The sequence below is a fragment of the Rhodococcus sp. C3V genome, from assembly GCF_029269915.1.
Taxonomy (GTDB): domain Bacteria; phylum Actinomycetota; class Actinomycetes; order Mycobacteriales; family Mycobacteriaceae; genus Rhodococcus_F; species Rhodococcus_F qingshengii.
This window is the reverse complement of the sequence record NZ_JARJBE010000038.1, coordinates 1-5464: the sequence shown is the minus strand read 5'-3', so window position 1 is coordinate 5464 and position 5464 is coordinate 1. Positions and strand designations below refer to the sequence as shown.

The following is a 5464-nucleotide window of genomic DNA, read 5'->3' as shown; positions in this document are numbered from 1 at the left end:
TTCAACGATCCGAGGAGTCGACCCATCGGGGTACGAGCTCCCGCAACAATCACAGAACTGGTCACGATTTCCTCCGGCTGCAAAAGAGAGATAGTCGTCGGTTCCGTGCGGCCTAAGAGCCAAGTCACATCCCGACGTGTACTCCTCAAACGGTAGCGCTACCGTGAAAGGTATGACACAGACCTCCCCCAGTTCTGCACTCGCACCTTTGTCGTCCGACCTCGTCGTCGCGATCGATCACGTCGGAATCGCGGTGCCCGATCTCGACGTGGCAATCGAGTGGTACACGCAGCACCTGGGCATGGTGTCGACCCACGAGGAAATCAACGAATCGCAGGGCGTGCGTGAGGCCATGCTCTCCGTCGTCGGCTCCCCCGCCGGATCCACTGCCGTTCAGCTGCTCGCGCCTCTGGACGAGAACTCGACCATCGCCAAGTTCATCGACCGAAGCGGCCCCGGACTCCAGCAGCTCGCCTACCGGGTCACCGACATCGACGCCATCTCCGCCGAGCTTCGCGACCGCGGGGTTCGGTTGCTGTACGACGCTCCCCGACGCGGTACGGCCAACTCGCGCATCAACTTCATTCACCCGAAGGACGCCGGCGGCGTCCTGGTGGAACTGGTCGAAACCGACGCGAGCCACTAGCAGACCCGACTCCAGCTCGTATGCCAGGTAGATTGTCGCCATGGCATACGAGCAGGACCGCGGTTCGATCCAACTTCCGTTCCAGATCGCACGGAAGGGATACGACCGCGACGAGGTACGTAACTACTTCGAGCGATTCGACGCGGAGCTGCGAGTTACCGCGGCAGATCGTGATGCTGCCGCTGCGCAGGCCCGTGACCTCGCCAAGCAGCTCGACGATGCACGCGACGACATCGACGACCTCCGCAAGGACGTCGACCGCCTCTCGGTACCGCCCACCACTGCGGAGGGCATGAGCGATCGCATCAGCCGCATGCTGCGCCTTGCCTCCGACGAGGCCTCGGAGGTGCGCGCCAAGGCCGAGGCCGACGCAGCCGAGATGACCTCCATCGCCGAACAGGACGGCGCCCGCCTTCGTGGGCACTACGAGTCGCTGATCGCCGAACTCGAGGACCGTCGCAACGCGATGGAAACCATGCACGAGCAGACCATGGCGCAGGCCCGTACCGAAGCCGCCCGGATCGTCGAAGCCGCGCAGGCCGAGCGGGATCGACTGGCTGCCGAGTCCGAGGCCAAGCGCACTCAGATCCGCGAAGACTTCGACATCTCGATGTCGGAGCGCCGCGCCAAGGTCGTCGCCGCCGTCAACGAGTTGGAGTCGTCGAGCAAAGCAGAGGCCGAGCGTCGACTCGCCGATGCGTCGCACGAGGCTCAGCGCAGGCTGCAGGCCGCCACTGATCAGTCCGAGCGCAAGATCGCTCACGCGAAGGAACTCACCGAAGAACTGCGCGTTCTCCGAGGCCGAATCCTGGCTCAGCTCTTGGGCATTCGCGGACAACTCGATTCGGTTCCGGCCATGCTCGCATCGGTCAACCGGGAGAGCGAACTCCTCGATGCACCGCCCGCTCCGGTCATCGTCGAAGCCGAGGAAGATCTCGAGATCGAAGACAAGAAGGCCGACGCAGATAAGGTCGACGCAGAACCGGTCAAATCAGAACCGAGTATCGACGAAGACGACGTTCTCGAGGACTCGGACGAGACGAACACCGCCGAGATCGACACCCGCGCCGTCGAGCAGCGAGCCCAGTCCAGGAACTGATCGACGCTCAGGACCACCGTCTGGTCAGGCTGCGCGTACCGCGGCCTGACCAGCATCCGGTATGCCAGTGTCGACGCTCGTTCGCGCCGCCCGGTTCCGAAGGCCACGTCACCACGTGAGCGACGCCGGGTCTGATGTCGTGATCACAACCGGGGCATCGATAGAACTTCGTCGCGTTGGAGCCGGGTATCGGCCTCACCATGTACATTTCACCGCCCGGCCCGGGTTCCTCCCGGACCAGCGCCCCGCCGAACAACACACCGCTTGGTGACGCCGACTCCGCGCTCGAATCCCGAGCACGCCGAGTATCCGTTCGACGGGTTTGCTTCGGCGAAGGTTTGCGGCGCGGCATGGTTCGAGTCTAAACAGCGTCAGAAGAGACGGAACTCGGTGCTTTCGGTGCCCCGCAAGGCCTCGTAGTCAAGGACCAGGCAACGGATCCCACGGTCGTTGGCCAAAGTCTTTGCCTGCGGCTTGATCTGTTGCGCTGCAAAAACTCCCGTGACCGGCGCGAGCAGCGGATCGCGGTTGAGCAATTCGAGGTAGCGCGTCAACTGCTCGACGCCGTCGATCTCGCCGCGACGCTTGATCTCCACCGCCACCGATGCACCGTCCGCGTCTCGGACCAGAAGGTCGACCGGCCCGATGGCCGTCATGTACTCACGTCGCACCAACGTGTAGCCGGGGCCGAGCGTCTCGACATGCTCCGCCAGAAGTTCTTGAAGGTGTGCCTCGACACCGTCCTTGATCAAACCCGGATCAAGGCCGAGTTCATACGACGAATCGTGCTCGACCTCTTCGAGAGTGATCCGGAGTTCCTCGCCTGCCTTGTTGGTGACGACCCACAGGATGTCGTCGCTGTCCCCGGTGGTCTCGACCAACCAGCACGGCGGACTCATCCAGTTGAGCGGCTTGTACGCCCGATCGTCGGCATGGATACTGACCGAGCCGTCGGCTTTGACCAACAGCAGTCGTCTTGCGGTAGGGAGGTGGGAGGTCAGGCGTCCCACATAGTCGACACGGCAACGAGCAATAACTAGGCGCACCGGACCACCCTAAGCGATCATTACGACTACTCTCGACACACTATGCAGCGAAGCCGTGTCCCGAGTGCGCCCCTGGGGTCGTGGCTGCTCGGATCCACCGACGAAAGCCCCAGGCGCCGCCGAATCCGCGTCCAGGCACTACTCACCGCCCCCCTCCTGGTCACAAACCTGATCGGAGCGGTACTGGCGATCGTGCTCATCGGATTCGTGGTTCCCGGACCCGAGATCATCCACCCCGAATTCGCATGGATCAACTTCATTGCCGTGCCCGTCTTCATCGGGTGTGTCTTTCTCATCGGACTTCTGTGGGGCACCAAACGGCTGATGCGGGATCTTCGATGGGCCACCGAGGATCACCCACCGACAGAGCAGAATCAACGCGCGGCGCTGCGCGGGCCGTGGCGACTGACCCGAGTGCAAGCCGTCCTGTGGACGGCCGCGCTCATCACCTTCACGACCATGTACGGAATCGTCGACCCCGACACCATTCCGAAAGTTCTGTTCACCGTGGCTTTCAGCGGTATCACCACGTGCGCTTTCTGCTACCTGCTCAGCGAGTTCGCACTCCGCCCGATTGCTGCGCGTGCACTCGAATCCGGAGCACCCCGCAAGGCTGCCGTTCTCGGACTGACCGGCCGGACAATCCTCGTCTGGCTGCTCGGAAGCGGAGTCCCCGTCACCGGTTTGATGCTCGTAGCGGTCTTCAGCTTCATCCGGCCTGCTTCGTGGCAAGCCCTCGCGACCGCGATCCTCGTCATCGGCGGGATCACCCTGTGCGTCGGACTCGGGCTGACATACATCAACATCCGGTCCGCCGCGGCCCCCATTCGGTCCGTGCGACGAGGAATGGAACAAGTCACCCGTGGCGACCTCACCGCGTCCGTCGTCGTGTACGACGGAACGGAACTGGGACTACTGCAGGCCGGCTTCAATCGCATGGCCGAGGGTCTGCGCGAGCGCGAGCGAATACGCGACCTCTTCGGGCGCCACGTCGGACACGAGGTTGCCGCAAACGCGGTTCGCCGAAACCCGGAACTCGGCGGTGAAGAACGTGACGTTGCCGTTCTCTTCGTCGACGTCATCGGATCGACCACGATCGCGGCTACCAACTCCCCTACGGCTGTGGTCGCTCTACTCAACCGTTTCTTCGACGTCATCGTCGACGAGGTCGACGCGCACGGCGGATTCGTGAACAAGTTCGAGGGCGACGCAGCGCTGGCGATCTTCGGAGCGCCGACGACACTCGACGATCACGCCGGCAGCGCACTCGCCGCTGCCCGCAAGATTCAGCAGCGCCTGCGTGCCGAGGTTCCGGAAGTGAGCGCGGGAATCGGCGTCGCCGCAGGTGTTGCCGTAGCCGGGAACGTCGGTGCGCGAGAAAGATTCGAGTACACCGTCATCGGTGATCCCGTCAACGAAGCGGCGCGACTGTCCGAGGTCGCCAAGACGGTTCCGGGTAACGTCGCCGCATCCGGACGGGCTGTGGCTGCCGCTGACAGCGCCGAGGCTGCACAGTGGTCGATCACCGAGAACATCACCCTTCGCGGCCGCCTCGAACAGACCGAGCTCGCGATTCCGTGCGACGCCCTAAAGTCCGAGACCAGCCCGTCAGACTCCGTGCCGGTTCAGCCCTGACCCCACCTCCCCCCTGAGCGAACGGCACGTTCGGTCGATCCAAGGCGATCAACGCCACGTTCGCTCGATGACTTTCCCGCTTCTCGACGGTCTATATCGGCACAGCGGAAATCCGACGACGCCTGGGAGATGGGTACGACTATGAAACTGACGACCTTTACCATCGCCACTCTCGACGGGGTGATGCAAGGACTCGGTGGGCCGGACGAAGATCGGCGAGGTGGATTCGAGCGGGGCGGCTGGTCCGCGCCATTGGTGGACACCGAAGCCATGGATTACCTCGTCCAGGTCTACCAGCGCGCTGACGCGTTCCTGTTCGGGCGACACACGTACGAGATCTTCGCCGGCTATTGGGGCGCGTTCGAGAATCCCGACGTCAACCCCATTGCAAGCGCACTGAATTCGCGGCCCAAGTACCTTGCGTCGACGACGCTCACCGATCCGCAATGGACGAACACGACAGCCCTTTCAGGTGACACCGCCACAGCTCTCGGCGAACTGAAAGCCAGACCCGGCGGTGAGCTTCAGGTGCACGGCAGTGGCAACCTGTGCCGCTGGCTTCTCGCGAACGATCTGGTCGACGAGATGATCCTGCTGATCGTTCCGGTGGTGGTAGGCCAGGGCACGCGACTGTTTCCCGACTCCGGACCGGACATCGCACTAGAGCTGGCCGAATCGCGAGCCACATCAAAGGGCGTGACGATTCAGAGGTATCTGCCGGCTGGCCGGCCGAAGTATGCGACTGCCACCGCCTACGGCATCGACTGATCCGGGCAAAGCGCCTGTCGTCCTCAGTCGTGTTCCCGCCCCTGATGGTGTGAACGTACCGTTCCCCTCGCCTAAGAGGGTGAGCGTGTCGTTCACTCGGTCCCGGACGCGGTGGTGAGCCCGCTGCGCTCGCGCCCCTGATGGTGCGAACGGTACGTTCGGTCGATCTGAGGCGACGAACGTACCGTTCGCTCGAAGTCGGGGGGTGTTTCGGGGGGGTGTTTTGGGTACGAGAAAGCCCCCCAACCAGTACTGGTTGGGGGGCTTCTC

At 63.5% G+C, this 5464-nt stretch carries 6 protein-coding genes; 4 read left to right on the top strand and 2 right to left on the bottom strand.

Annotated features, from left to right (window positions below; all coding sequences use genetic code 11):
- The first annotated feature begins 172 nt into the window (after nucleotides 1-172).
- Entirely contained in the window at nucleotides 173-646 is a 474-nt protein-coding gene (gene mce, locus P3G66_RS31615; protein WP_276117862.1) for a methylmalonyl-CoA epimerase, read from the top strand.
- Between the two features lie 40 nt (nucleotides 647-686).
- Nucleotides 687-1745, top strand: a complete 1059-nt coding sequence (locus P3G66_RS31610) for a hypothetical protein (protein ID WP_003945156.1) — start codon at nucleotides 687-689, stop codon at nucleotides 1743-1745.
- A gap of 7 nt (nucleotides 1746-1752) precedes the next feature.
- Here P3G66_RS31610 and P3G66_RS31605 read toward each other — a convergent pair whose 3' ends face one another.
- Both P3G66_RS31605 and nucS read right to left on the bottom strand, forming a co-directional pair.
- On the bottom strand, nucleotides 1753-2097 hold the full coding sequence (locus tag P3G66_RS31605; RefSeq protein WP_054828484.1) for a hypothetical protein: 345 nt from the start codon (nucleotides 2095-2097) through the stop codon (nucleotides 1753-1755).
- A gap of 19 nt (nucleotides 2098-2116) precedes the next feature.
- Nucleotides 2117-2791 carry an endonuclease NucS gene (gene nucS / locus P3G66_RS31600; RefSeq protein ID WP_003945160.1) on the bottom strand — a complete coding sequence of 225 codons (675 nt, stop codon included), beginning with the start codon at nucleotides 2789-2791 and terminating at the stop codon, nucleotides 2117-2119.
- Nucleotides 2792-2833: 42 nt separating this feature from the next.
- On the opposite strand from nucS, the gene P3G66_RS31595 reads away from it, so the two are divergent.
- Nucleotides 2834-4426 (top strand): adenylate/guanylate cyclase domain-containing protein, encoded by a 1593-nt coding sequence (locus P3G66_RS31595; RefSeq protein WP_116056462.1) that lies wholly within the window; start codon nucleotides 2834-2836, stop codon nucleotides 4424-4426.
- A gap of 141 nt (nucleotides 4427-4567) precedes the next feature.
- Nucleotides 4568-5194, top strand: coding sequence for a dihydrofolate reductase family protein (locus P3G66_RS31590; protein WP_276117861.1), 627 nt, complete (start codon nucleotides 4568-4570; stop codon nucleotides 5192-5194).
- Nucleotides 5195-5464: the final 270 nt, after the last annotated feature.

Excerpts from the sequence above, each read along its gene's own strand:
- mce (WP_276117862.1), top strand. The coding sequence starts at position 173 with ATGACACAGACCTCCCCCAGTTCTGCACTCGCACCTTTGTCGTCCGAC.
- P3G66_RS31610 (WP_003945156.1), top strand. The coding sequence starts at position 687 with ATGGCATACGAGCAGGACCGCGGTTCGATCCAACTTCCGTTCCAGATC.
- P3G66_RS31605 (WP_054828484.1), bottom strand. The coding sequence starts at position 2,097 with ATGCCGCGCCGCAAACCTTCGCCGAAGCAAACCCGTCGAACGGATACT.
- P3G66_RS31595 (WP_116056462.1), top strand. The coding sequence starts at position 2,834 with ATGCAGCGAAGCCGTGTCCCGAGTGCGCCCCTGGGGTCGTGGCTGCTC.
- P3G66_RS31590 (WP_276117861.1), top strand. The coding sequence starts at position 4,568 with ATGAAACTGACGACCTTTACCATCGCCACTCTCGACGGGGTGATGCAA.